This is a genomic window from Paenibacillus sp. 01T47 (assembly GCF_056398245.1).
This window is the reverse complement of the sequence record NZ_JBFTPA010000003.1, coordinates 249010-272945: the sequence shown is the minus strand read 5'-3', so window position 1 is coordinate 272945 and position 23936 is coordinate 249010. Positions and strand designations below refer to the sequence as shown.

General features: G+C 46.7%; 15 protein-coding genes. 5 read left to right on the top strand and 10 right to left on the bottom strand.

Annotated features, from left to right (window positions below):
• Positions 1 to 44 precede the first annotated feature (44 nt).
• The 3 genes from AC1DOV_RS08590 (at position 45) to AC1DOV_RS08580 (ending at position 2012) form a co-directional block, all read left to right on the top strand.
• Complete coding sequence (locus AC1DOV_RS08590; protein ID WP_076267892.1) at positions 45 to 404, top strand: phage holin family protein; 360 nt, start codon at positions 45 to 47, stop codon at positions 402 to 404.
• Between the two features lie 199 nt (positions 405 to 603).
• A complete protein-coding gene (locus AC1DOV_RS08585; RefSeq protein ID WP_477549706.1) occupies positions 604 to 990 on the top strand; it encodes a cupredoxin domain-containing protein in 387 nt (128 codons plus the stop codon).
• Between the two features lie 341 nt (positions 991 to 1331).
• A complete protein-coding gene (locus AC1DOV_RS08580) occupies positions 1332 to 2012 on the top strand; it encodes an SDR family NAD(P)-dependent oxidoreductase (RefSeq protein ID WP_339207694.1) in 681 nt (226 codons plus the stop codon).
• Positions 2013 to 2092: 80 nt separating this feature from the next.
• Here AC1DOV_RS08580 and AC1DOV_RS08575 read toward each other — a convergent pair whose 3' ends face one another.
• From AC1DOV_RS08575 to AC1DOV_RS08550, 6 genes are all read right to left on the bottom strand, one after another.
• On the bottom strand, positions 2093 to 5413 hold the full coding sequence (locus AC1DOV_RS08575) for a hypothetical protein (RefSeq protein WP_477549705.1): 3321 nt from the start codon (positions 5411 to 5413) through the stop codon (positions 2093 to 2095).
• 242 nt (positions 5414 to 5655) lie between these two features.
• The gene (pheT, locus tag AC1DOV_RS08570) at positions 5656 to 8097 is read right to left on the bottom strand and encodes a phenylalanine--tRNA ligase subunit beta (RefSeq protein WP_441879021.1); all 2442 of its coding nucleotides are present in this window, start codon (positions 8095 to 8097) and stop codon (positions 5656 to 5658) included.
• Positions 8098 to 8121: 24 nt separating this feature from the next.
• A complete protein-coding gene (pheS, locus tag AC1DOV_RS08565) occupies positions 8122 to 9156 on the bottom strand; it encodes a phenylalanine--tRNA ligase subunit alpha (RefSeq protein ID WP_339207691.1) in 1035 nt (344 codons plus the stop codon).
• 514 nt (positions 9157 to 9670) lie between these two features.
• Positions 9671 to 12703 carry a cyclic nucleotide-binding domain-containing protein gene (locus AC1DOV_RS08560; RefSeq protein ID WP_441879024.1) on the bottom strand — a complete coding sequence of 1011 codons (3033 nt, stop codon included), beginning with the start codon at positions 12701 to 12703 and terminating at the stop codon, positions 9671 to 9673.
• Between the two features lie 6 nt (positions 12704 to 12709).
• Entirely contained in the window at positions 12710 to 13207 is a 498-nt protein-coding gene (locus AC1DOV_RS08555; RefSeq protein ID WP_441879026.1) for a GNAT family N-acetyltransferase, read from the bottom strand.
• 25 nt (positions 13208 to 13232) lie between these two features.
• Entirely contained in the window at positions 13233 to 15818 is a 2586-nt protein-coding gene (locus AC1DOV_RS08550; protein WP_477549704.1) for an adenylate/guanylate cyclase domain-containing protein, read from the bottom strand.
• Positions 15819 to 16195: 377 nt separating this feature from the next.
• Here AC1DOV_RS08550 and AC1DOV_RS08545 point away from each other — a divergent pair, with 377 nt between their 5' ends.
• Together AC1DOV_RS08545 and AC1DOV_RS08540 are read left to right on the top strand one after the other, a co-directional pair.
• A complete protein-coding gene (locus tag AC1DOV_RS08545) occupies positions 16196 to 16582 on the top strand; it encodes a DUF4280 domain-containing protein (RefSeq protein WP_076267901.1) in 387 nt (128 codons plus the stop codon).
• Position 16583: 1 nt separating this feature from the next.
• Positions 16584 to 18407, top strand: a complete 1824-nt coding sequence (locus AC1DOV_RS08540) for an MORN repeat-containing protein (RefSeq protein ID WP_477549703.1) — start codon at positions 16584 to 16586, stop codon at positions 18405 to 18407.
• A 52-nt stretch (positions 18408 to 18459) separates the two neighbouring features.
• On the opposite strand, the gene AC1DOV_RS08535 is transcribed toward AC1DOV_RS08540, so the two are convergent.
• From AC1DOV_RS08535 to AC1DOV_RS08520, 4 genes are all read right to left on the bottom strand, one after another.
• The gene (locus tag AC1DOV_RS08535) at positions 18460 to 18759 is read right to left on the bottom strand and encodes an IS3 family transposase (protein WP_477549702.1); all 300 of its coding nucleotides are present in this window, start codon (positions 18757 to 18759) and stop codon (positions 18460 to 18462) included.
• 689 nt (positions 18760 to 19448) lie between these two features.
• Positions 19449 to 21107 carry an SGNH/GDSL hydrolase family protein gene (locus AC1DOV_RS08530; RefSeq protein ID WP_477549701.1) on the bottom strand — a complete coding sequence of 553 codons (1659 nt, stop codon included), beginning with the start codon at positions 21105 to 21107 and terminating at the stop codon, positions 19449 to 19451.
• Positions 21107 to 22156, bottom strand: a complete 1050-nt coding sequence (locus AC1DOV_RS08525; RefSeq protein WP_477549700.1) for a DUF1835 domain-containing protein — start codon at positions 22154 to 22156, stop codon at positions 21107 to 21109. Before AC1DOV_RS08525 ends, AC1DOV_RS08530 begins: the two co-directional genes overlap by 1 nt.
• Positions 22157 to 22260: 104 nt before the next feature.
• Positions 22261 to 23931 (bottom strand): hypothetical protein, encoded by a 1671-nt coding sequence (locus AC1DOV_RS08520; RefSeq protein WP_477549699.1) that lies wholly within the window; start codon positions 23929 to 23931, stop codon positions 22261 to 22263.
• Positions 23932 to 23936: the final 5 nt, after the last annotated feature.

Here is a 23936-nt window from a genome sequence, read left to right as displayed (position 1 = left end):
TCCAGTTTTGTTTTCCATTTGTTAAACTTAAGGAGGGTTATAAAATGTCTTTTTTGGGACATGTCGTCCGGTTTATCGTAGCCGCGCTGGTATTAATGCTTGTTGGGTTTATCGTTCCACAATTTAGCGTAGGCGGATTTTGGAGCGCCTTTTTCTTAGCGCTTGTCATTGCTGCACTAGGTTGGGTAATTGAAGGCATATTCGGCAAGCGGGTTACACCCTTTGGCCGAGGAATCGTTGGCTTCATCGCAAGCGCAGCTGTTATCTGGATTGCTCAGTTTATCGTAGGCGGCGTAACTGTAACTTTGCTTGGCGCCATCTTAGCTGCTCTTGTTATCGGGATCATCGACCTGTTCATTCCGGTCAGCACTCCCTATGAAGCAGGCAGACGCGATCGCGATTAATGCAGGCTCTATGTGAGACCAGCCCTTGATTGCCTTAATGGCGGTCAAGGGCTGATTGCTGCGTACTGCCAAATTTTTCACAAGAAATTCATGAGTTTGTCATCACACCGTCACTGCAATTGAAAGCTGGTTAAGGTACAATAGATACAATCCAAAACATTCCTATTACATTGGATAATCGAAAGGGGACGCTTTACGAATGAAAAAATGGTTATTATTTGCAAGCGCAATGTGTTTAGTCGTTGTCATTGCTGCATGCGGCACAAACACAGCCAAACCTGAAAATAAAGAAACAAATACAACAGTAGCAGATAGCGGAGCTTCTTCATCTGACCTTGTCATGACAGCATCTAACTGGAAATTTGACAAAAAGGAATATAAAATCAAAGCCGGCGAGACGGTTAATCTCAAGCTTGATTCGGTTGACGGCATTCATGGCGTTCAGATTCAAAAAACCGACTACAAACTTTCAAATGGCGACACGATCGCTGTAAACATTAGTGAGCCGGGAAGTTATCAAATGATTTGTTCCGTTCCATGCGGAGCAGGGCATAGAGAAATGAAAGCTGTTTTGATCGTAGAATAAACGATTTTGAAAATAAATAAATTTTAAAAACAGCCGAGCTGGATGGAATGAATCTGCTCTGCTGTTTTTTTGTTGTTGCCTGTTCTATTTTACTCTGAGAAGAGAGGCTAAAGCAGGATAAACTTCCGTTATATTTATTTTTTACCTAAGCAGTGAGCATTTTGGGGATCATATCATTTTTTTGCTCTATTCACGCAGCCAAACTACATATATTTTTCTTTTATCGCATATATCATTTTTATTTAACAATCGAGTAAGAAAATTTGATGACCTTCCTCTTTCCCCTCCTTGTCCCCTCTGATAAAATATTAACAATATGCAAAGCGAAAGGAGAAATGGTGATGGGAATTTTACAAAATCGAGTCGCCATTGTTAGTGGAGCTGGTACGGGGCTTGGACGTGCAGCTTCAATCTCGTTTGCAGCAGAAGGCGCAGATGTTGTGCTGCTTGGGAGAAGACTTGCGAAGCTTGAGGAAACTGCTTCGATTGTAAAGGCAAAGACGGGAAAAGATGCATTAGTGCTGCAAACAGATGTCTCCGATGAGCAGCAAGTCCAAGACACCATTTCAGCAGTCGTCCAGCAATTTGGGCATATCGATATTATTTTGAACAATGCTGCTGTTCTTGAATCAGGCAGCGTGCTCGAACTAACCTCAGAAGAATGGCAAAATCAAATTGCGATCAATCTGACAGGACCATTTCTGCTGACTAAGGCTGTTTTACCAACTATGCGCAGAGCAAAATATGGACGAATTATTAATATTACCTCCGGCCTGTCATGGAACGGCGCAGGCGGCTATGCAGCATATAGCGCAGCCAAGGCAGGATTAGAGTCGTTGACACGCACCTTAGCCGATGAGGAGTATGAGCATGGTATTCTTGCAAACCTCTATAATCCCGGCATGCTTCGTACAGAAATGCACGCGACCGGCAAAGATCCTGCAATCGTTACACCGGACTTGATTCGTCTAGCAAGCTTGTCCGCCGGCGGTCCAACTGGCACAATCGTATCTTATGGTTAATCTCTAAAAAGAAACCGCAGAAACAAACGTTGGCAATAGCCTTTGTTTGTTTCTGCGGTTTCTTGGTTCTTATCGCTGGATCAGCTGTGCTCGATGAGCTCGATCCATTCGTTGTATTCGGTTTGCAGCTTCGAATATTCATTTTTCAGCTTATGATGCTGCTCCTGCAGATCAGCGTGATCCTCAGCTAGCCTCTCTGCAGAACGAGCTGCTTCATCGCGTTCATAGACAAGTGACTCAAGTGCGCTTGCCGCCTCATCACGCTCACTGGCTAATCGCGCAGCCTGACGAGCTGCTTCATCTCTTTCTGTTGCAAGCTTAGACGTATGCTCGCTCAGCTCTTCCTTCAAATCGGATGCGGCAGCTGCTTCCTGCATTGCTCGCTCTAGCCGCTCTCTCAGCTCCTCTTCCGCTGATTCACGCGACTTCTTCTCAAGCTCATACTGCTTCACCTCAGCAGCCACCTGTTCCGCATATTGCTGCTGTGCCTGCAATCGCTCACTGAGCTCACGTTCACGGGCAGAAGCTGCTTCTAGCTGCTGAGCTGCAATGCGCTCTCGAGCTGCTGTCCATTCCAACTGCTCCGTTAGCTCTTGTTCTCTAATTTGTAGTTTCTCCAAATCAGCCTTATAGACCTGTTCACCGTTTGCAGCAGAAGCCGCAATTTGCTCAATTTTGTCCAGCTGCGCTTGCAGCTTCTGGGTCGCAGTCTCGTAATCGTGCTGCTGAAGCAGCAGCAGCTCCTCTTGATCCGCAGATAACTGCTTTAATTGCTCGTCATGCTCTGCTGCCAGTTGCTGCAATCGAGCTTCCCGTTCATTCACTAGCTGCTTGCGAACCTCATCCTGCTTGGCAGCAAGCTCATTATATCGCTCTTCATACTGGTCAACGAGCTGCTCCGCAATTGCGGCTTGCTCGACAGCCGCTGCTTTGGACTTGGCTTCAAAATCATTTGTCAGCTGCTTCTGAGCATCTTCAAATTGAATCGCTTGCTCAAGCAGCTTCTCTTCGTATTTCTGAACGAGTTCATTCTGCCTAGCTTCATACTCGGCTGCCTTTTGCTTTGCCTGCTCATTATAATCATGAGCCAGCTGCTTATTTTGCTCCTCGTACTGCACAGCCTGCTCTAGCAGCTGTTCTTCATGAAGCGAAGCCATTGTTCTATTATTTGCTTCATGCTCAGCTGCTTTTTGCTTGCTCCGCTCCTCGTATTCAAGGACAAGCTGTTTACTTTGCTCCTCATATAGCAGTGCCTGCTCTAGAAGCTGCTCTTCATGTTGATTTGCTTGCTGCTGCAGCTGCTCTTCATATTGTCTAGCAAGCTTCTTATTCAGTTCCTCATGGCTTGCTGCAAGCTCCTTGTATCTGGCATCCTTCTCTTCTGCCAACTGCTCATAGCGTTCATTGCTTTCTGCGGTCATTTGCTTAAACAGCTCGTCATTGTCGGCTTCGACTATTCGCAGCTGCCCTTCATGCTCCTCGCGCAGCGTCCTAGCAAGCTCACGCTTCTCATCCTCAAGCTTTTGCAGTTTCTGCTCATGCTCTTCTTCCAGCAATTCCTTCTGATTTTCAAGCTCAATCCGAAGCAGGTTGTTATGCTCTTCTGTCTGCTTCTGACTCATCAATTCTTGCTCTTCCAGCTCAAGCTGCAGCTTTAATAACTCTTCTTCCAGCTCAAGCTGCTTCTGTTCCTGCTGCTGCTCACGTTCCGCTGCTTCTTTCAATCGCGTTTGCAAATCTGTTGCCCGCTTATCCGCAGCGGAAACATGACTGCGTTCATGAACAAGCTTCTGTTCCAGCTCTTGGATTTGTGCTAAGGACTGGCTGCTCTGTTCCTGCAGCTCCTCGATCTTGCTGCGTGTTTCATTCAGCTCGCTTTGCAGCAGCTCCCATTCATTTTCTTTTTCACGGAGCTCCTGTTCCAGCTGAGCATATGATGTGCGGAAGGATTCCTCCTGCTCCATTGCCTGTACGAGCTGCTCATCTGCTGAATTTATACGATTTTCAAATAATTCCTTGTCCTTCTTCCAGCCTTCTTGAAGCTCAGCAATTTGGGTTTGCAGCTTGCCTCGCTCCTCCAGCCATCCGTTTCTACGCCGCTCAAGATCAGCACGAAAAGCTTGTTCTGCTTTAACGGCTTCTGCCTTCCAAGCCTGCTCACGCTCTTCACTCTGGCGGGCAATTTCTAGCTGCGAGGTTTCTGCATGGGCTAACCAGCTGAGTTCTCGCTCATCCCATTTACTCTGCCAGCTTCCTTCAAGCTCAGTCAGCTGCGCCTCTTTCTCTGCCTTTAATGCTGTAAGCAGCGCTTCTTGCTCCGAGGCTAAAGCATTTAATTGGGCTTCTTTTTCTTGTCTAAGTGAAGCCAGTTCATCTGCCTTCACTTGTTCAAGCTCCAATCGCAGTTCTTCCTTCTCCAGCTCCAATTCAAGCTGCTGATTGTCCTTGGACAATCGCAATTCAGCCAGTTCTGCTTCCTTTTGTTTTCTCAGCATGGCAAACTCTGCTTGGTCTGCTTCCTTCTGACTTGCAAGCTCTGCAAGTTCTAATTCCTTCTGACTTGCAAGCTCTGCAAGTTCTGTTTCCTTCTGACTCGCAAGTTCTGCAAGTTCTGTTTCCTTCTGACTTGCAAGCTCTGCAAGCTCTGTTTCCTTCAGACTTGCAAGCTCTGCAAGTTCTAATTCCTTCTGACTTGCAAGCTCTGCAAGTTCTGTTTCCTTCAGATTTGCAAGTTCTGCAAGTTCTGTTTCCTTCTGGCCTGCGAGCTCTGCTAGTTCAGCAGCCTTCTTGCTGCTGAGCTCTTCTATTTTCGTTTCCATCATACGCTTTAATTCATTCAGCTCTGAATCCTTCCGAGCTTGGAGCTGTGCAAATTGCTCATCCTTTTTCGTTCTGAGCGCTGTAATCCGTTCCACATTTTCTTGTGTAAGACGGATGATCGTCTCCTCTTGCACCTTCATTGCCTCGGCTGCTGCCGCTTGCTGAGCTGAAGCTTGCTCAGCGGCAAGCGCCAGCATTTCGTTCAGCTCTGCTTCTGCCGCCGCTTTAGCCTTTTGCAATTGCTCGCTTGCCATACGCTTCGTCTCAGCAAGCTCAGCTTTAAGCGAGACCGCTTGCTCGCTCATTTGCTCCAGCTCTCTGATCAGGAGATTAAGCTTCGCTTCTTCCTCCAGAAGTCTTGTATTGTCGCGGCGCAATCGAAATACTTCCTCTGTTATTTGCACAGCAGAGAGGACAGCCAGCTTCGGCATATCAAGACGCGGATACCCCTTCGCCAGCTTCTTCATGCTCTCGTCAATCGCCGCTGCAACCCTTTTCATATATTCTACGTTGGTATGGCCCTTTAACTTATATTGAATTCCATATATATCAACCGTAACTACCGTTTGTTCAGCATCCATTAAGGCGAATCCTCCTAATATACAAGTAGAGCTAGCTTAAACGGCTGACATCATCCTTCAGGGGCATACGTTGTTTACGTTCTCAACCGTTGCCGTCCAGAGAGGAACTGCTTTCGTTTCTCTAGCAAATATAAATACATGACCGTTATGAAAAAACCAATCATTCCTTATATTTACAAGGAAAAAAGCCGCATCAATAGCTCACTAGGAACTATTTCGATGCGGCTTTGAAGGTTTCCTGCCTACTTGCGTAATTCTGCTGCAAAAGATTGTTCTAATTGTAAAACAACCTTGCCATGCAGCTCTGTTACCTCTTCATCCGTCAATGTACGCTCGCCATGACGGTAAACAAGCGATATAGCCACGCTCTTCTTGCCAGCTCCCAGCTTCTCTCCTGTATATACGTCAAAGACGCGTACAGACTCAAGCAGTTCGCTTGCAATGTCCCATGCCACGCCAGTTAGCTTGGCAGCAGCAACCTCTTGATCCACGACTACTGCAATATCACGCTGCATAGCCGGGTAGCGGGGCAATACTTTATATTCGATTGCCGCATCTGCTTGCTCATAGATGAGGTCAAGTCCAATTTCCAGCACGTACGTATCAGCTAGATCCTCCTCAAGTTGAAGAGCAGGGTGCAGTTGGCCAACATAACCAATTACTTCATTGCCTTTAGGCGTGTGAAGAAGAACAGCAGCCGTTCTTCCTGGATGGAAATGCTCAGGCTGTGCCGCTTCGAATGATACGCTGGCTGTTAAGCCAAGTACGGCAAATACCGTTTCCAAAATGCCCTTTGCATCATAGAAATCAACTTGAGCCGCTTTTGTATTCCACTCCGCTTCTGAACGATTGCCAGTCAGAAGAGCTGCAAAACGATGCTTCTCATGAGGCAGACGAGTCAATTGCTCTTCATCGGTATGGAATACGCTGCCGATCTCAAAGATCGCTGCGGATTCATTTTTGCGATTGCGATTATAAGCCGCAGTCTCCAAAAGCTGTGCGATAAGCGTCGTACGAAGAACACTGCGATCCTCGCTCATAGGCATGGCTAGGCGAATTGGATTCGTATGCTCCGCCAGTGCAGGGAATAACTTCGTCCGCTCAGGTCCCGTGAAGGAATAGCTGACAACCTCATGCAAACCTGCATCTGACAGGCGCTTGCGCAGCTCGCGGCGAATAGCTTGCGGCTTCGTTAGCGAACCTGGCACAACATCGCCGTGAATGAGCGTAGTAGGAATTTCATCATAGCCGTGCAAACGAGCTACTTCCTCGATTAGATCTACTGCACGCGTAATATCACCGCGGCGTGTAGGAACATTTACAGTAAATACATTGTCGCCTGACAGCTCATATTCAAAGTGCAAACGGCCAAATATCGTCTGAACTTCAAGTCTGGACAACTCTGTACCCAGATAGCCATTAATTTTATCCAATGAAACGGACACTTTGGCTGGTTTCACTTCACCTGCATGCACTTCTACAATACCTTCAGCAACTAAACCTTCAGCAAGCTCTGCGATAAGGGAAGCAGCACGATCGAGCGCAGGAATAACTCTCGCCGGATCTACTTCTTTCTCAAAGCGAATGCTTGATTCCGAGCGAAGTCCTAGTTGACGTGACGTTTTGCGCACGGTGCCGCCATCAAATTTTGCTGATTCTAGCAAAATGTTGACCGTCTCGCCTGTAACTTCGGTGCTTGCTCCACCCATTACGCCTGCAAGGGCAATTGGCTGCTCGCCATCAGTAATAACGAGCATATGCGGCTCTAGCTTGCGCTCTTGATCATCCAAGGTAACAAGCGTTTCGCCAGCTTTTGCAAGGCGAACATCAATGCGGCCGCCAGGCAAACGATCTGCATCAAAAGCATGAAGCGGTTGGCCGTATTCAAGCATAACAAAGTTTGTAACGTCAACAACGTTGTTGATTGGACGAACGCCGGCAGCGATCAATCGGTTTTGCAGCCACAATGGGGACTCACCGATTTTTACGCCTTTAATATAACGAGCCGAATAATGCGAGCAATGCTCAGGTGCACTAATGCTGACCGTTGCAAGGCTATCCGCACGTACGGTTGTATGATTTATAACAGCCTTTGGCAGACGAACTTCACGGCCAGTTAAAGCTCCAATCTCATAAGCAACACCAATCATGCTGAGGCAGTCTGAACGGTTTGGCGTCAAATCAAGCTCGAGCACCTCATCGTTAATGCCAAGCACATCGCCAATTGGCGCACCGATTTTCGTTGTAGCTGGAAGAACAAGAATGCCTTCCTGCTGTTCTTTTGGCAGAAGCTTTTCATTCAAGCCAAGCTCCTTCGCCGAACAAATCATCCCTTGGGATTCAACGCCGCGAAGCTTTGCACGTTTAATTTTGAAATCGCCAGGCAATACAGCACCGATTACTGCAACTGGGACAAGCTGGCCTGCATCGACATTTTTGGCTCCGCAAACGATTTGCAGCTCTTCGCCAGTGCCAACGTCAACCTTACACACGTTCAGCTTATCCGCGTCCGGGTGCTTTTCCTTCGATTTCACATAACCAACTACGACGCCGGTCACGCCTTTATTGCGAGATTCCACAACATCGATTTCAATGCCGCCGCGTGTCATTTTCTCCGCAAGCTCCTGTCCTGTGAAGCCGGACAAATCGATATATTCATTTAACCATTTATAGGATACATTCATCTCTTTTCTTCCCTTCTCTCATTGCTACATTCTTGCGAATTGGCTTAAGAACCTCAGATCGTTCGTATAGAAATGACGAATATCGTCAATGCCGTATTTCAACAACGCGATACGCTCAATGCCCATGCCGAATGCAAAGCCGCTGACCTCTTCCGGATCGTAACCGCCCATTTCAAGAACGCGTGGATGCACCATGCCGCAGCCAAGAATTTCAAGCCAGCCCGTATGCTTGCACATGCGGCAGCCTTTGCCGCCACACTGAACGCAAGTAACATCAACCTCAGCACTTGGCTCCGTGAATGGGAAGAAGCTTGGACGAAGTCTAATTTGCGCTTGTGAGCCGAACATTTGCTGAACGAATTGCAGCAATGCTCCTTTCAAATCGCTCATCCGAATATTTTTGCCGATGACAAGACCTTCGATTTGATTGAACTGGAATGAATGTGTCGCATCGTCATCATCGCGGCGGTAAACTTTACCCGGACAAATGACTTTAACAGGCGTTTGGCCCTTCATTGCTTTCATTGTACGAACCTGAACCGGGGAGGTCTGCGTACGCATCAAGATATCATCCGTAATATAGAACGAATCCTGCATGTCGCGGGCTGGATGGTTCTTAGGCAAGTTCAATGCCTCGAAGTTGTAATAATCCTCTTCAACCTCTGGACCCTCGGCAATTGTATAGCCAAGACCGATAAAAATATCTTCAATTTCTTGGGCTACCTTGTTTAAAGGATGCACTGCGCCGGTAGGCAATTGCTTGCCTGGCAGCGTAACATCCAGCGTCTCTGCAAGGAGTCTATTGTTCGTCTCAGCTTGCTGGAATGCATCCTGCTTCTCATCGATAACCGTTTCAATAGCTGCTCGAACATCATTCGCTACTTGACCAATTACTGGACGTTCTTCAGCGCTTAGTCCACCCATGCCGCGCAAAATTTCAGTCAAAGCGCCTTTTTTACCTAAATATTTAACGCGCAAATCATTTAGCTGCTGTGGCGTATCCACATGCTGAAGCTCTTGCAATGCTTCAACGCGCAGTCCTTCCAATCTTTCCTTCATTTTTCTTCGCCTCCATATCATCATCCCTAAATCATGCAAGCGTAACGGCTAAAGCCATCCTTAGGAGGCCTAGCTAACGTTTCGCGGTAAAATATAAGCTCTTTATAAGCTAATAAACTTATAAATGGTTATATTTACACAAAAAAAGGCCCTCTCTCCCTAAAGGGACGAAAGAACCGTGGTACCACCCTAATTCGGATTGAGCATCAGCCTGTACGCATAACCAAGTGTGGCTAACGTCGCCTAGAGGCGCTGAATGACAATCCCTTAGCCCCATAACGGCGGGAACCGGACCTTCCCTACACGCGCCGTATATTATGGCGTTTCAGGTGTCTGCTCAGGAGTGAACTTCGGCAGCCTATTTTCACAAAAACGCTCTCAGTCTACGGCGTCTTCTTCCTGTGCGAAAGCACTGCTTACTCTTCTCCATCATCGCTTTACTTCGATTATGAAATAATAATCTATATTATATGCAATCTGAAGTACCGTTGCAACCGCTAAGCTTGCTTTATTGCTACGAATCAATTCGCATCATCATTTCTTCCAGCAATCGAATGCGTGCGAACGACGCTCGGAGCAGCCCGATTCCTATTTCCGGGTACAAACGAATGAGCCTTGACACATTCTCGCCCAGCAGCTTCAGCACTCTCACATCACCAAGCAAGGATTGCGCCGTTACTGTAGACGAGGTGCTGTCGAGCGCTGAAGTTACGCCGCACACATCCCCTGCACCGAGTACGCCGATCGTTCCTTCCCAGCCTGCTGCGGAAATGCTCGTGAGCTCGATATTGCCGTCAACGATAACATACATCGCGGGGTTAGGCTCTCCTCTTTGCAGCAGATTCTCTCCATCCGGGCATACATACTCCTCGGCAATATTAGCGATTAAGCCTAGCTCCTCAAGCGATAAATCAGCGAAATAGGGAACCTGCCTTAAAAAGACTACTTTGTTTAAACGGCTCATCATCTGCTGGTCTTTCGACATTTGATCCCCCTCCTCCACTAACGCCGCTGCAGCGATCTCCCGCCACCAATCATCATTTCCGTTTAGAGCTGCCTCCAATAGGACAGTCGCTTCCTCATCGGCAGTTACTTCTCTTCCAGCTTCGCCGCGTTCTAGAACGGTCAGCAGAAACTGCGATAATCTGCGCTCACCCATGCCCTCCGCGAGCACTTCCCAAGCATTGCTGCGAATTTCTTCATCTTCATCAGCAGCTGCCCTTCTGATCGCATCAACAACCTGCTCATCCGCAAGCTTGGTCAGCACCGCCCATACACCTGTAAAAATAAAGTCGCGAACCTCTCGCCAGCGCAGCAAAGCAAGCTCTGCTAGCTCCGTCTTCCCTAGCTGCTTAAGCGACAAGGAATAACCTGACGCTGCCTCAAGCTCACTTAATCGGCTTAACGCTTCATCCGTTAGCTTAGAACGTACCTGCTCGTCTGGCAGAAGTGCCGAGAGCGCAATCATCACAGCTGTCCATCGCTTCGGCGGCGCGCCATTCAAGCTGTCAGTCAGCAGCTCGATCGCTCCATCGCCCATCTGAATAAAGCTTTCTGTCGTCGTGCGGAACATTTCTTGGTCCATAAGCGGGAGACGCTCCAGCAGAATGGGTATAATGGATGTAACCTTAAGCCTTCCCAAACATGCGATTGCTGCAACCCTTGCCGCTGGATGCGCATCATCAACAAGCTTCTCAACCTTCGGCACAAACGAATACAGCTCAAGCTCCGCGATAACTCGGCAAATATAAACCGAGGATTCGCCTCCCGCATCAAGAATACGATCGATCACTTCCGCGCAAGCCTCGAGGCTTGCCGCATTGTTAAAGGAGTACATCGCTTTGACTGCCTCTGCAATGACACTCGGATGCCGATCAAGCAGCTTTTGCCGCAGGAAATAAAAAGCCTGATGCTCCATATGCTTCATTCTGCCAATCTGTCTTACTCCTTCAGCACGCATCTCATCGTCCTGATCCTCAAGAAATGCTGCTACCTTCACCATCGCATGCAGGTCTGCGCGCTCAAGATTCATCGCTCTAACCGCAGCAACGCGAATGCGTGGATTCGGATCATCAATCAGCGCCAGCAAATCGGCAACATCATTCGGATTTTGTTGCCTGCCGATAATTTGCAAGGCAATTTCTTTCGCAGAATCTATCGGCTGCTTTAACATGGCCCTGAGCTCTGCCATTGCAGCTTCGTTTCGACTAAATTCATCGAACTGCTCCGCTAAATCCTGCTCGCCAATTGTCTGTATGCTGCCTACAAGCTCGCGCATATAGAATCTTCTGCCGAACCAAGCAAGCACAAACAGCAGCACAGCGCCTGCAAATCCTACAAACGACAAGGCTGTCCAGGATACCCCAAAGCCTGAATGCAAAAACTGCAAGCCAGCGCCGATCAAAATGCCCGCCGTAGCCGCAATTCCTTGCGCGGCATATCTGTAGCTGTCACGCTGCGCAAGCGGAAGCGTCTTGAAGAACAGCTGATAGGAAGGCTCGGCTGAATAATAAAGCAGCAAATATAACAGCATGTAGCCGATCGAAATCATTGGAAGCGCCGCTGGACCGCCAACAAAAAATAAAGCGCCGGCAAAGGCGAGAACATAAACGCCTGATATAGCCGTAAGCATTTGGCTTGCACCAAGGCGTGCCATCAGCTTGCCTGAGACGGTTTGCAGCAAAAAGGCAAGAACAAACAACACCATCGTAATCATCCCAAAAAACCGGCTAAAAGCCTGTTCGCTTGGGAATGACATTTTTGTTACGTTCAGAAACTCATATTCCATTAGAAAATAAAGAGCTGGCATCAGTGTCATGAGCAAAATAACGGTTAGCAAAAAAGGAGATCGAAGCGCGTGCTTAAACACCGCTCCCGTTGACACCGGTTCCTCTTCCAGAGCATTTGCTTCGATTTTGATCGACAATGGCACCAAATAACGGGTGATCACTTTACGGTAATTCGGCAATGCAGCCAGAAGCAGCAAACCGGAAGCGGCATAAATAACCTCGGGTCCAAAAAACAGGCTTAAAAGCTGTGCAAGCAAACCTGCCGCTACTCCGCCGAGCGTTGCAGAGCCAACGAACACGGGCATGAGACGCTTCGCTTGCTGCGTCGAGCACAAATCAACGGCCAAGCTCCAAAGCAATAGGGTCTGCTGCCTTACGACAAAGCTGGACGCTATGAACAAGACGGGATAATACCCTCTCAGCTCTAGATCGAAGCTCTGCAATACTAGTAGCACCAATGCATTTACGGCAACGATGCCTAACATTATTCCATATAAGACGCGCATCAGCTTCGGCTTTGGCAGCCTAGCAGCAAGCCAAGACAAGAGCCACGCCTCCATCGGCAAAATGATAGCCTCCGCCGCATATACATAGGGAAGGTATTCACTTCCGAACCGCTGATTGAACAACGTCATAAAGCCATTGTAATTAAGCATTTCAGATATGCCGCAAATAAAAAAAACAGGTGCCATCATAAGCAGCTTTCGCTGATCCTCTGGACGGGCACCGATTGCGCGCAATATGGTATCTTTAGTCATATCTTTTTAAACCAGCTTTCGATGATAGATTAAGCGGTCTTCCCCTTCGTAGTAATAATCTGGACATCTACCAACCAGTGTAAAGCCGCTGCTCTCAAATAATTGACGAATGCGGTTGTACTCTGGCAGATCGCAAGTATAGGTTACTAGATATCTGGCGTTTACTTCCCCTAAAAAGTCATACATCTGCTCCATCAGCAGCGCCGCAACGCCTACTTTGCGATAATCATGATGAACAACCATGTAGTCCCAATTGAAACCTCCGGTTTTTTGCTCATTTTCAGCGATGCAATTTATGCCTATGACATTTCCATCCTCATCCTCGGCATACCAGAAATAAATTTCATTATTTACCGCGCGAAATGGAAGCTCTCGGAAATGCGTCAGCTCGCCTGGCGTGTAACGAGTATCATCAAATGAAAAGCCTGATAATAAAAATGCGACGACTTTTTCCGCCTCATCTAATGTGGAGATGCGACTAATCCGAAACTGTCCAACAAGCATTCGACCTTCCTCCTAACTTCAATTTTTAAACGGCGAGTGTGCCATTCCAGCCCTCAGTTGATCCCTTCTGGTAATACTCATCACATAGGTAAAAATATAGCTTTGCCGCTTTGTCGAAACGATTAATTTTGATCACTTCTATAAAGGTTTCTCTTGCATCGAAGAAACGCCCCTCTTGGCAAAGCATGATCCCCTTCTCGAAGAGCGGCTTTGTACGATCCTTTAAAGCGCGCTCTGTATCTGAATCTCCCTCATATACGTCAATAAGCTCAATCGGATCATCCTTGCCGTCAATTCGCACACGACCAAGCAGACGGAAGCGGAAGCGTTCCGGTGAACGCAGCTGCTCATAGAACGTACGAGTGACAAGTATTGATGCGCCCATCGTATCGGACATCCGCTCTAATGTTGCTGTAATATTCACATCATCAGAGATAACATTGCCCTCCATCCGCTGCTCTTCACCCACGATCCCAAGCATAAGCGGCCCTTTATGTATGGCCATGCCTAGATCAACTGGAGCAAAGCCGGAAGCCTTCAAGCTTTCATTATAGGAAACGAGCTCTCTGCGTATCGCAACAGCCGCGCGCAGCGCATCTTCATTTCGTGAAGGGAACAGAGCCATAAAACCCGCGCCCAAATATTTGCTTATTAGTCCTTCCTCTGTCCGAACAAATGGACTAAACCGTTTTAGAAAGGTGTTCATAAAATCAAAATTTTGCTTTGGAGTCAGCTGCTTCGATAAATGATGGAATGAGCGAATATTCGCGACCATAACCGTCATATTTTGCTGAACCTGATCTCCAAGGTGAATATCGGTAATTCCCTTTTTGCCTAAATATTTAAAAATCTGCTGCGGCACAAATCGATGCGAAGCTTCGCTGAACGAAGTAATGTCCTTTATGTACGTTCGAATATGAAGCGCCATGCGATTGAACTGCTCTCCCAAATCGCCGACCTCATCCTGTGATCGTATGTTCACCTTCACATCCCAGTTGCCATTTGCCATCTCCATTACGCTTTTGCGAAGCTTGCGCAGCGACGAGAGCAGATAATACGTTACAGCGAGTACGAGAACGATTAATACTAAGCTTATAAGCCCAATGTTTCGCATGATGCTTTTGTAAATAATTTGGTTGGATTGATACAATACATTCAAATCCCGGCCTGTTTCATAAACGCCTACAATTTTGTTAGTAGAATCATAGATAGGTCCAATTGCATATAGCCATTTGCCTGTAGCATCTTCCCATCGGTCCGTTACAACCTCGCCCTTCTCAACCACAAGCCGGTTCAGCTCGTTCTTAGGAAAAGGCTTGTACATATTGACGCCGTCATCATCATCCATAATGATGAAGATTTCACCATTTTCATATCTGTACAATGTGCTGTAGAGGCCTTTGCGATTTGCAGGATCCTCGCTTTCGAACAAGAAGTTCATTTTGCTCCGAATCGATTCATAATCCTTGCTCATATAATCGTTTGGCGAAGTCAATCGATTCAGCTGGTCGCCGTTAATCATATTTTGACCATTGCGAGCAAGCAAAGACAGCTGCTTCTGCATCTCATCTTCCATTTTGCTGGAGAAACTATCATAAATAAAATTGGATAACATAATCATCGCTATTATCAATATCGGTACAATTGCAAAAACTTGTTTGAAAAACAATGAAATTCTGCGATTAAGCACATGTACATAGAACAGTCTGATTATCATAACTAAAATAACGAGCAATACGGCAGCTGCCAGCCACGTCATCCAGCCCTGTACCACCGAACCGCGATCATAAGTTAGCTTCGCAAGGACACTCGTATGGCTGCCAGCCTCATCCATGCTGACGATGCTGTCACCTAAAGCAAGCTCCATCTGCCCTGCTGCATTCATTGTCAAATCCATAATATCAAGGCTTTCCGCACGCGGAGCTATTGTCTTTAACGATGCCTCATCTATGACCGTTCTTAAATTACTGGAATCCTTCGCATTCATACTCGTAACTGCATTTACTAGGCGATCAATAAAATATAATTTTCCATTCTCGTGCAGAAGCAGTCCTTCAGGGAAGTTTTTGCGAGTGCGATCCATGCCTTCCAGCGGATAGGACAGCTCGCTTTCGCCGCCTGCATTCACTCTGAAAATAGCACCGCGCTTCGTAGAGTAATAGATTTGATCCGGCGCATAACCTACGATTTCTGATAAGTAACGATCTGCAGGCAATTTAAATGTTAGCAGCTCCTCTGCCTTGCCGCCCGCAGCAGATAACCGATTTAATTGTACGTTCGTCTCTTCGTTTATGTAGAAATAAATATCTTCCTTTACAACTTGAAGACCTTTGATCAGCCCTACCCGTTTGTTGGTACCGCTTCCCTCGAACGTAAACAGGACCGTTCCTTTTGTATCGCCGATCGCGTAGCGAACAATTCTTTCTTCGCGTACATAAAGCCCATATCCGTCCAAAATCGTATCAAGAACATAGATTGTGCCGTCAGCCGCCACCGCTATATCTGTAAAATCATGTCTTATGGTAGCATCATCCTGCCGAATGACCTCTTCAATAGATCCTTTGCTGCCGATTCGTATAATCTCTTGACGTGAATCTCCGATAACGATCATGCTTCCATCCGGCCCTGCCGATGCCTTGGATAAATAAGTGAGGGGTTTCTCTGTTTTATACGGAGGGGTTTGAAAGTGATTTAAGTTTGGATAAAGCCAGAAGCCGAGGCAAATTGCTATTATACTCAGAAGAGTCATACCCATAGTGGACCTTCGCATGTGCACCATCGCTTTCATTTTTCAAAATATTTCTATTTCCATATTACTACATGTTTAGTCATTTAGCATCAGCATTGTTGTAAGAATTCATCGAATGTTAGCTATTTTAGTAGGTTTATGTTGATGGCTTTTAGGGCTTATAGTACTATTAAAATAGTAGAATATAGCAAAAAAACAGGAGAGGCATTAAGTAAGGCCTACTCTCAGGAAGGAATTATATGGGACAACTTATATGCGGAGGAGCTACCATGCAATGCTCTTTTGGAGCAGCTCCCGGCACGTTTAATGTGTTGCCTGCCAATCGCGTTTTGACGGCTATGCCGATCGCGAACATTATGGATAATAAACCGATGGTTAATATATTGCCCTTTGGAGTTTGTAATTCGCTGGCCAATCCGATGGTCGCAGCCGCAACTGCTGCTGCCTTAGGCGTGCTAACCCCTCAGCCCTGTATTCCCGTTACAGCCGCTCCATGGGTGCCCGGCTCGCCAACCGTGTTAGTTGCGAACATGCCCGCTTTAAATAATTCGTCCAAATGCATGTGCAACTGGGGAGGCGTCATTCAGTTCGTGAATCCGGGACAGATGACGATACAGGTGCCATGATATGATAGCGCAAATTCTAAATCCCATAATCAAGCCCATTAAGCGAAAAATTATTGCGCCTCTTAAACGGGCGAAAACGCTGCCAAAGCGTATGCTTGCCGTGCTCCGCAAATGGCTGGTCACTGCTATTTTTGGCCCGCTTCGATCGCTCAACAATTATTTGCGTATCGGGAGCTACTACATAGCGAAGAAGCTTATCGCACTTGTTCTCGTCATTACTCTGATCATCGTTTATTTTGGATTTATAAGCCCGCCAGCCTTCATTAACAAATGGTTCGGACGAACGCCTCAGCTGGAAGCAGCTGCTGCTGCGAATGGCAGCTTCACAGGAGCTGCATCCGTCCTTGACGCAGAAGGTAATTTGCTATTTAAAGGGGAACTTGTCGATGGTCAATACAGCGGTCCAGGGAAGCTATATTATCCAAACGGCAAGCTTCGTTACCAAGGAGATTTCGCTAAAGGAATGATGGCGGGCTCAGGCGAGTTGTTTAATGAAGAGGGCGAGCTTCTCTACCGCGGACAGTTTGCTGACGATCAATATGCGGGTGCTGGAACTTTATTTTATCCAGGCGGAAAACCTCAATACGTGGGCGAGTTTGCAGCCGGAGCGTACGATGGAGCTGGTACAGCATATGATGCTGGCGGCGGAATCATCTATGCAGGATCCTTTCTGAAGGGTTCATACAGTGGCGATGGCAAACTTTACAATGAATCAGGCAAGCTGATCTATGAAGGCCAATTTAATACTGGTGTTTATGAGGGTACAGGCAAGCAGTTTGACAATAATGGCGTTTTATTATTCGAAGGCAACTTCCTTGCTGGCAAGCTGTCTGGCCCGGGGAAACAATATTACCCATCAGGTTTCGTAAAATATGACGGCGCCTTTCTTCTCGGCAGCTATCACGGGGTTGGCAGCTTATTTAATGAGACAGGCTCTGTTGTTTATACAGGGTCGTTCGCTAGCGGACAGCAGAATGGCAGTGGACAAATGTTTAATGCCTCAGGCGGTATTGTTTATGACGGCAAATTCGTCAATAACAAATATGAAGGCATAGGAGCACTGTACGATATGGACGGCGCGCCTCTCTACAAAGGTTTTTTCAGAGACGGCAGCTTGTACGCTGAAGGCTTCATGAATCTGTCGCTCGTAAAGCTGCAAGAAACGTTGGGTGTTCCTGATGCTCCTGTAACTGTTCCTGAGGAAGAGCTTACTGAAGAAATTTTTGTAGACGAACCTTCAGAACCTATAACGACCGACGAAACAGATTCTTCAGCAGATTCTTCATCACCTGAACCGAAAGCGACTGACCAAGCAGCGATAGTACCTTCGGCCACGCCGGAAAGCAGCAGCAATTCAGCCGCAATGCCAACAGCAACACCGCAAAGCATTCAGACAAAGACAATGGCTGCTGGCGGCTCCACTGCTCTACCCGCTGCACTTGGCAGCACCAAGGAATCGGCGACGAGCACAGAGAAGGATACAACGAAAAGCGAAGACCCTGTATTTGTTGATCCCGACTTAGCACTCGATCCAATACTGCCGCAAACGCTGACGTTCAGCGCAATGCAAATGTCCTTTGTACTGGAAGTCGATGAAGACAATCCAGAAGCTTTTTTTGTAAGTCAACTGACGACATGGAATCCAGTTGTCATGGAACAAACGTACAGCAGATTATTAGCCGCCAAAACGGTATCCACCAAGGAAAAGCTCGATAACGGCCGAGTAAGGGTTCTGTTCAAGTCAGGCAGTACGCTTCTCACTTTTTTGTTAAATAAAGATAAGCCTGTACGACTTGAAATGTCCTATATCATTCCTGAGGAATAACAATAAAAGTGAACTGCCCCCGACAAGTAGACAGTACAAATAATAAAAACCGTTAAACGGCCTTAGTCCTAAGCTCCATTGGACTGAGGCCGTTTAGTTTTGCCTGAAATCGTTCGTAATTGTAAAAGTGAATGTAGGCTTCAATGTCCTGTTCAAGCTCATCAAATGTTCGGTATGTTTGCAAATTATATTTTTCACACTTCAGGGTTCCCCAGAAGGATGCTATGGGACTGTTGAAGGCAGCGGCGATAGGGCCAAGTTCGCCACTTTCGATTTCTTCGATAATGGTTAGTTTCTCTATTGGATTTAGACATAAAAATGCTCCACTCATAGCAATAGGTTTTTTTATCACTTCACCTGTCTACTATTTGGGGAGCATATTATAACGGACATACATTCCGCTATTTACTGATTTTAAGCTCATTTCGAATTCTAACGGACATCAGATGCGTTATTTATCCAAATTGAAGGATAATCATTGCTCTTGAAGCCAAATAAGAGACTATATGTCCGTTAGCTCCTTAAAAATGGAGATTCCGAGCAAATAACGGCTCTGATGTCCGTTAGCTCTATAAAAATGGAATCTCCACGCTAATATCGGCTCCGATGTCCGTTAGCTCAATAAAAATGGAGATACCAAGCAACTAACGGCTCTGATGTCCGTTTGTTCCTTAAAAATGGAGATTCCGAGCAAATAACGGCTCTGATGTCCGTTAGCTCTTTATAAATGGAGATTCCGAGCAATAACGGCTCTGATGTCCGTTAGCTCTTTATAAATGGAGATTCCTAGCAATAACGGCTCTGATGTCCGTTAGCTCTATAAAAATGGAATCTCCACGCTAATATCGGCTCCGATGTCCGTTAGCTCAATATAAAAATTGGAATCTCCACGCTAATATCGGCTCTGATGTCCGTTAGCTCTATAAAAATGGAATCTCCAAACTAATATCGGCTCTGATATCCGTTAGCTCCACTTTCCAAAGTTGAAGATTGTCATTTTCGTGCATTTCCCATCATCAGTTCTTTATGGCTATCATTCTTTCACTCGGAATATTGCTGAATAAAAGATAAAATCGGCTCTGGCTGCTCCAAGCTGTGCGGGTGATGGCCAACTCCCGGCTTCACAATGACTTTAATGATCCCGCCAAGCTCTCGGTAACGTTTCTCAAATGGCAGTGTGTTCTCTTCTATAGGCAGCGGAATATCAGCATCCCCTGCAACGATCAAAACGGGAATACCCCCTGCTGCCAGCTCTTCTACTCTGTCCAGAGGAGAGCAGCCCTTAAGTGACGATTCCGTTTCTTCCAGCTCGCCGTACACAGCCAGACACTCCTCCCACTCAGCCGCTCCACCTGCAGCTACGCCTTTCCCGCCCGGCCAGCTGCGCATATCGAGTACAGGGGCATCTAAGTACAGCAGCTTCACTTGGTCTGGGTACTTGGCTGCATAGTTAAACGCATATAACCCACCGCGGCTGAAGCCAAAAAGCACCGTTTTTGGAGCGAGCTCATAAGCTCCTGTCACGTAGGTTTGGAACGTTCGCATCCACTCTACCGCACCCAGGCATCCATACATGTCGCTTAGTCGATAATAAGCAATTGCCCAGCCTTGCTCGAGCAAAGCCATATCGGCATAGGAGAACGCGTCAAAAAACTCAGCGCGCCATATCCATGGCCTGCCTTCGGCAAATGTTTTAGGAAAAACGATTAGTCCTTCTCTTCCCTCCAACATAAAATCGATACGCTCATAGCCCTTCCAGCTTGAAGTACGGCTATTATTTTTGTTCTCTGGACGATCAGCCAAGGAGAGAATAAGATTTTTAAGCGCTTCGCCCTCCTTCAATGCCAGCTCCAGCGGCAGCGCTTCCGCTTTATTCGGGTTCGTATGTCCGACATGCTCCTTCCATGCCGAGCTAAGCAATCGATGGCGCTGCTGTACGGCTGAGAACAGCGATGAAGAGTCTGGTTGGAGCACATATTCGGGCATTTGCTCCAGTGATATATTAAACAACACGCGAAGCAGAGCCGCGGCGATCAGCCAATGCCCCTCAGCATTCGGATGAATACCGTCCCCCGTTATATAATTGTGATTCTCCTTACGCTTATGCTCCCACTCGCGCAGCATTGGATCATGGATAGAAACGAGCGCATCTGCGACATCGTCCAAAGTCAGCACCCAGTCTGCGTATCGCTTCAATACATCCTCATAGTCAGCAAAAGGTTGAGAATAGCTGTATGCTGGTTGCCCCGAAGGAAGCAAGCTGCCGCCGGTAAACGATGCAGCATCAAATGGAGGCGGCGTCATAAGAATTACTTTGGCTCCCGCAGCCTTAATCTGAGTAACAGCCCGTAATAGACCCTGTTGATACGCTTCGAATCTATCAGAAGAATAAGGATAATAGATGCCGTCATTCATCCCATAACATACAACGACCCAGTCCGGTTTGCTTTCCGCTAGAGCCTTGCCAAGCCGATCATGCACGCAGGGCCGAGGAAAAGGATGCTCCGGTTCGCTTAAGCCAGATGCTGTCTCGCTGCTTACGCCAAGGTTAATGAGTGTCATTTGATTGGCTGGCATATGCTGCAGGAAATAAGCATCCATGTAAGCAATAAACGTACCATCATCCGTAATGCTGTCTCCTAGAAAAACGATCTTTTTCTCATCTGGTATAGCAGAATCCTTCCCAAATAACGGCTTCATCAAATGGTCCTCCCTTTGTTGTTTCGCACGGAATATTGATGCATCGCATTCGGCAGTCCTCTAAACGCCAAGCAGCCGTCGCTAATTAGCATCCACAGCCGATATTCAGTGAAACGAAAGTCGATTAGCTGGAAATAGTGGTCCTGTAATTCTCCGATAACAGCTCCTGCCTTTACAAAACCATCCTCGCTTTCGATTGCAAGCTTATCAATAATAGCTATAAGCCTCCTATCAAGCTCCACTTCAGCAGCATGCTTAATCTTGTCATCTTCCCATAAACGCAGTGTACACTCTTCCTGAGACAGCTCCAACCACTCTGCTTCATAGCGTCGTCTCTCACTATCTACTATTTTCTCTGCTTGCTCATATCCGTTTACGATATTTAAGTAAACATCCCTCTCTAGCAGCCCTTGCGCATAGTGAGGCAGGTTAGTCTGCATGCTTGCCGCGTTAAGCCGAAAAAGCTCAGAAACATTCATCATATGTACGCTATTGGTACGATTCTTTAGCAAATGCAAGATGAAACGCAGTCCTACCTGATCGTGCGCGTTATCGGCACACCAGATGATGATAGATTTATGCTTAGCTATGGCTGTTATTTTCTCGATCATTCTCTGAATCTGATGCTCACGATTCATGTGGTGATTAAACATAAAACCAGACAGCTTCTCCATTTGCCAAAATTCTCGTGCCCGCTGTCCTTCCACACGATCAATATTCTTAATTGGACCTACTGAAAAGCAATCATTAAACGACAATACCTCATTGTCTGCATGTTTTCCTAAATTGCTTAGGGCTACTTTCAAAGATCCTGCATCCGACATGCTGCATACGAGATGAACCATGCTTTTGCGCTGCTCAGCTTCAACTCGCAAAGAATGTGAGTGCTGCACGCTTTTTTCATACATTTGTACAATGGAGCCAGCCAGAGCCTTCTGCTCCCCATTTCCTTGTTCAGTAAACGGTACAGTCAGCTTTAGAAGGTCGTTTAGAAGGCTTCTAGCCTCACCCTCTCTCAGCTCCCTTAAACGCTCATAAAGGTCTTTCAAATCAAAGCCTCCTTCTTGTACACCTATACTAGTTTACGCTATATAAAAAAAGCTGCTCAGCAAGATCATCGTTCTTATCGACCTTCTGAACAGCTTATAATGGCTTACTCCTGCTGCGATGCAGCTGCTTCTGCAAACCCTTGATCTATCTCATCATTTACTTGATCAGCCGCTTTCGCCGCGCCTAAACTTTTGAATGCCCACCAGCGAACGGCGATTACAGACGCAGCCGATTCGGTTTCACCTTGAAGCTTCATTCCGATACGGAATGTGCCCTTCTCTGGATAAACAATTGTTCCAAGCGATACATTCGGTATATCAGGCTCAAACTCAGTGCCTTTAAATACGTCGCTTTGTCCATAATATACTTTTTTCATCGTGCTTGTTTGGTCAGCCAAAATCGTCTTATCGATCTCTTCCAAGCCGACTACAACCGATACTTGCCCCTCGCCAAGGCCATGCTGAATTTCATCAGACACATAGTTTTTTTTGCCGCGCGAGAAGAAGAAACCGCCTGTCTTGCCGATAGACTCCAGTGCTACTTCCATTGTACCCGTTGAAATCTCATCATACAAATGCTGAGGCCGCGGAATACCAAGCTTGAAATCAAATTCATTGCGTTCGGGATGATACTGTACATCAAGAGATGGCTTCTCATCATATTCCAGGTCATGCGTCTCCGCGCTCGCATAAAACTTATGAAGCGATGAGGATTGCGACGTTTGCGTTAAACGCTGCAGCAGCGCGGTGCTCTCGATATATTCATCAAAAGGTACACGATCCACCTTCTCAATCATGTAGGTCGGTCCCATTTGGAGCAAGCTGATTTTGGCTAAGCAGATGCTTTGATCAGCAGATCCCTCCACTGCCTGCTCTAAGCTGCGTTCATGCCAATCCTTCAATATACGATTCGCTACAGGCTCGTCCAGCACCTCAATGATGTGCTTCGCATTCGTATCCAGTGGAATAGCCGAGTCGCCAATGGTTAACTTCGCAGCATGATTAGGTACAGTAAGCTGTGCTTTGACGCCAGCAGTTTGCGGCGCTTTCAAATGAAAACTAACCGAGTACTCCGTTTCCTGCGCATCGCCCGGCTCAACAAACATAACGGTATTCCCATCATGGCCAACAGAGGTGAAGCCCATTGCTTCATAATCATATTGGAAAGCAATTCGCGGCGTTTGCAGTGTCTTCTCAACCACCAGCTTGACCTCAACAACCTCGCCGACATTCACATACTTAGGCATACGCTGCGTAATCCGTACATTCGCATCTTCATAAATCGTAGCTACATTTTCAAGCAATCTAACGAATTCAAATGAGGACGGTGCAGGCGCTTCTTCATTAATGAATAAACGATAGGATTCAAGCACACGGTTGTATTCGCTCACTTCATCGTTGCGAATTGCTGAATTGCCTACCGAGTGAACGGGCTCCTTGCCTTTCTCATCATAAGCGACGCACAAGTATACGTTTTTCTTATATTCATTGTTTGTAAAGCCCTCGATCATCGACAGCTTTAACGTTACAGGTGAAGGAATAACCAATTCTCGTCCGATATAATCGATTGCTACGCCCATTTCGACCGAAATTGTTTTGTCATCTACCGCTACAACCTGCATGCCGGACAACACGCCGCTGCCATAGAGCAGACGGTTCAACAGCCTTCTTTTATCATTAAAATATTTTTGCTCCGACTCGAAATCGCGTACCGTCAACAGCTTCCCGTAAAAATAACGATTTCTCTCAAATGGATACAGCCTCGATTTTTTCACTTGTA

What these genes read in the sequence shown, in the direction of transcription:
- AC1DOV_RS08555 (WP_441879026.1), bottom strand. Translation starts at nt 13,207, where the DNA reads ATGCTTGTTGGACAGTTTCGGATTAGTCGCATCTCCACATTAGATGAG.
- AC1DOV_RS08580 (WP_339207694.1), top strand. Translation starts at nt 1,332, where the DNA reads ATGGGAATTTTACAAAATCGAGTCGCCATTGTTAGTGGAGCTGGTACG.
- AC1DOV_RS08545 (WP_076267901.1), top strand. Translation starts at nt 16,196, where the DNA reads ATGGGACAACTTATATGCGGAGGAGCTACCATGCAATGCTCTTTTGGA.
- AC1DOV_RS08585 (WP_477549706.1), top strand. Translation starts at nt 604, where the DNA reads ATGAAAAAATGGTTATTATTTGCAAGCGCAATGTGTTTAGTCGTTGTC.
- AC1DOV_RS08590 (WP_076267892.1), top strand. Translation starts at nt 45, where the DNA reads ATGTCTTTTTTGGGACATGTCGTCCGGTTTATCGTAGCCGCGCTGGTA.
- AC1DOV_RS08550 (WP_477549704.1), bottom strand. Translation starts at nt 15,818, where the DNA reads ATGATCGTTATCGGAGATTCACGTCAAGAGATTATACGAATCGGCAGC.
- AC1DOV_RS08575 (WP_477549705.1), bottom strand. Translation starts at nt 5,413, where the DNA reads ATGGATGCTGAACAAACGGTAGTTACGGTTGATATATATGGAATTCAA.
- AC1DOV_RS08540 (WP_477549703.1), top strand. Translation starts at nt 16,584, where the DNA reads ATGATAGCGCAAATTCTAAATCCCATAATCAAGCCCATTAAGCGAAAA.
- pheS (WP_339207691.1), bottom strand. Translation starts at nt 9,156, where the DNA reads ATGAAGGAAAGATTGGAAGGACTGCGCGTTGAAGCATTGCAAGAGCTT.
- AC1DOV_RS08530 (WP_477549701.1), bottom strand. Translation starts at nt 21,107, where the DNA reads ATGAAGCCGTTATTTGGGAAGGATTCTGCTATACCAGATGAGAAAAAG.
- pheT (WP_441879021.1), bottom strand. Translation starts at nt 8,097, where the DNA reads ATGAATGTATCCTATAAATGGTTAAATGAATATATCGATTTGTCCGGC.
- AC1DOV_RS08560 (WP_441879024.1), bottom strand. Translation starts at nt 12,703, where the DNA reads ATGACTAAAGATACCATATTGCGCGCAATCGGTGCCCGTCCAGAGGAT.